General features: G+C 65.5%; 2 protein-coding genes. Both read left to right on the top strand.

The window, feature by feature from the left end:
- Positions 1–136 precede the first annotated feature (136 nt).
- Entirely contained in the window at positions 137–571 is a 435-nt protein-coding gene (locus AYJ54_RS07885; protein ID WP_063698102.1) for a hypothetical protein, read from the top strand.
- A 193-nt stretch (positions 572–764) separates the two neighbouring features.
- Positions 765–2,096, top strand: a complete 1,332-nt coding sequence (locus AYJ54_RS07880; protein ID WP_076611642.1) for an IS1182-like element ISBrsp8 family transposase — start codon at positions 765–767, stop codon at positions 2,094–2,096.
- Positions 2,097–2,197 lie beyond the last annotated feature (101 nt).

The following is a 2,197-nucleotide window of genomic DNA, read 5'->3' as shown; positions in this document are numbered from 1 at the left end:
CCCTCACCCCGACCCTCTCCCCGTAAGAACGGGGAGAGGGAGAAGTGCCCCCATCATTTTGCCGCCGCGAGCGATCGGATAGATTCGCCTCGTCTGATTCGATTCCTGCCTTGAAAAATAGCCCCCGGAGCCACCCATGAAGTTCGCATCCAGCTTTCGCGCCGCGCTTGTCGCCATCGCCGCCCTTGCCGGCCTCTCGACCGCGGCGCAGGCCGACAGCGGCACCGTGGTGCTGACGATCTACAAGGCGGGCTGGATCATCGGCGGCTCCGGCGGTTCGGGCGTCCTGAACTTCCGCGGCCGCGCCTACGCGCTCTCCACCGGCGGCCTCGACTACGGCCTCGTCTTCGGCGGCTCCAAGACCGTGCTGCGCGGCCGCGTCTCCAACATCAACCGCCCCTCGGATGTTGCCGGCGTCTACGGCGCCGCCGGTGCAGGCCTCGCGGTGGGTGCCGGCGCGCGGGCCATCGTGCTGACCAACCAGAAGGGCGCGGTGCTGGAGCTCTCAGGCACGCAGGTCGGCCTGATGGCGAACGCGGATCTGAGCGGCCTTGCGATCACGATGCGGTAGGGCTGCGTAGCTGCGTAGGGTGGGTTAGCGAAGCGTAACCCACCACTTCTTTCTCAGCGTGGAAAGTAAAGAGGTGGGTTACGCCTTCGGCTAACCCACCCTACGAGGCTGTGAATCTTTCATTTCGGCTGGGCGGATGTAGCGGAGATCAAGGCCGTCGTGATTCTCTGTGTGCCTTGATTCGGCGGAGGGGATGATGGCTGACGAAGAGCTATTTGGAGAGCTGCCGGAACAGGCGAAGCCGCGAGCAGGTGCAGAGCCGGTTGGAGCGCCGCGGCTGCGCGAGCCGATGCGTGACCAGATCGAACTGCGTGCCGTGGATATCGAGAGCCTGATCGGGCAAGAGCATCCGGCGCGCGTGATCTGGGCCTATGTTGAGGGGCTGGACCTGAGCGAGCTTGAGGATCGGGTCAAGGCGCGGGAGAATACGCCCGGTCATCCGCCGCCATCGCCACGACTGCTGCTGGCGCTTTGGCTTTACGCCACGAGCGATGGCGTGGGCAGCGCGCGTGCGCTGGACCGCCTCTGCGAGAGCCATGACGTCTATCGCTGGCTATGTGGCGGAGTGTCGATGAACTATCACACGCTGTCGGACTTCCGGGTCGGCTGTGCCGACCTGCTCGACCGCCTGCTGAGCGAGCATCTGGCGGCGCTGAGCAAGGCGGGGCTGGTCGATCTGGAGAAGTTGACCCAGGACGGGGTGCGGATACGGGCCAATGCGGGGACCGGATCGTTCCGGCGGGAGGCGACGCTGGATCGGCAGATGGCGCAGGCCCAGGCTGTGGTGGAGGAGCTCAAGCGCGAGGTCGATGCGGATCCGGAAGCCAGCAATCGGCGCATTCGGGCCGCGAGGGAGCGCGCGGCGCGCGAACGCAGCGAGCGGGTGCAGGCGGCGCAAGCGGCGCTGGCCGAGATCAAGCGCAAGCGAAAGCAGCTCGACGAGAAGGGCGGCAATGGCAAAAAGCCGAAGGAGGCGCGGGCCTCCACCACCGACCCGCAGGCGCGGGTGATGAAGATGGCGGATGCCGGCTTTCGTCCAGCCTACAACGTGCAGGTGGCCAGCGCGGCGGGCGAGCTGATCGTGGTCACGGTCGACGTCGACAACAATGGATCGGATCGCGGCCTGATGCGGCCGATGCTGGAACGAACGCGATCACTGCTGGGCCGCTTTCCCCGCCGCCACCTCGTCGATGGCGGTTTCTGCAGCGCCGAGGATATCGAGTGGGCGCATAGCGAAGGCATCGACATCTACTGTCCACCAACGCAGTCCAGGAGCGGTGTCGATCCTTATTTGCCCCGGCATGGCGACGGTCCGGGCGTGTTGGCCTGGCGTGCTCGCATGGCCAGCGAAGACGGCAAAGCTCAGTACCGAGCCCGTACGATCTGCGAATGCATACATGCCCGCTGGCGCAACTGGGACCTGCGGCAATTGACCGTCCGCGGTATCGAAAAGGTCCGCGCCGTCGTCCTCTGGTACGCGCTCACCAACAACATCCTGCAGGGCCACCATCTCGCCAAACCATAGTGGCACCCACAGTCCGCCTCGTCACAGCCCTCGGATCAACTCAACTCGCCATTTCCCTGCCGGCCAATCTCCGCAGATCCAATAGCTTCACAGGCTCTACG

The organism is Bradyrhizobium centrolobii, assembly GCF_001641635.1.
In the GTDB taxonomy this organism is placed as follows: domain Bacteria; phylum Pseudomonadota; class Alphaproteobacteria; order Rhizobiales; family Xanthobacteraceae; genus Bradyrhizobium; species Bradyrhizobium centrolobii.
Note: the sequence above shows the minus strand (reverse complement) of the source record. Positions and strands in the feature narration are given on the sequence as shown.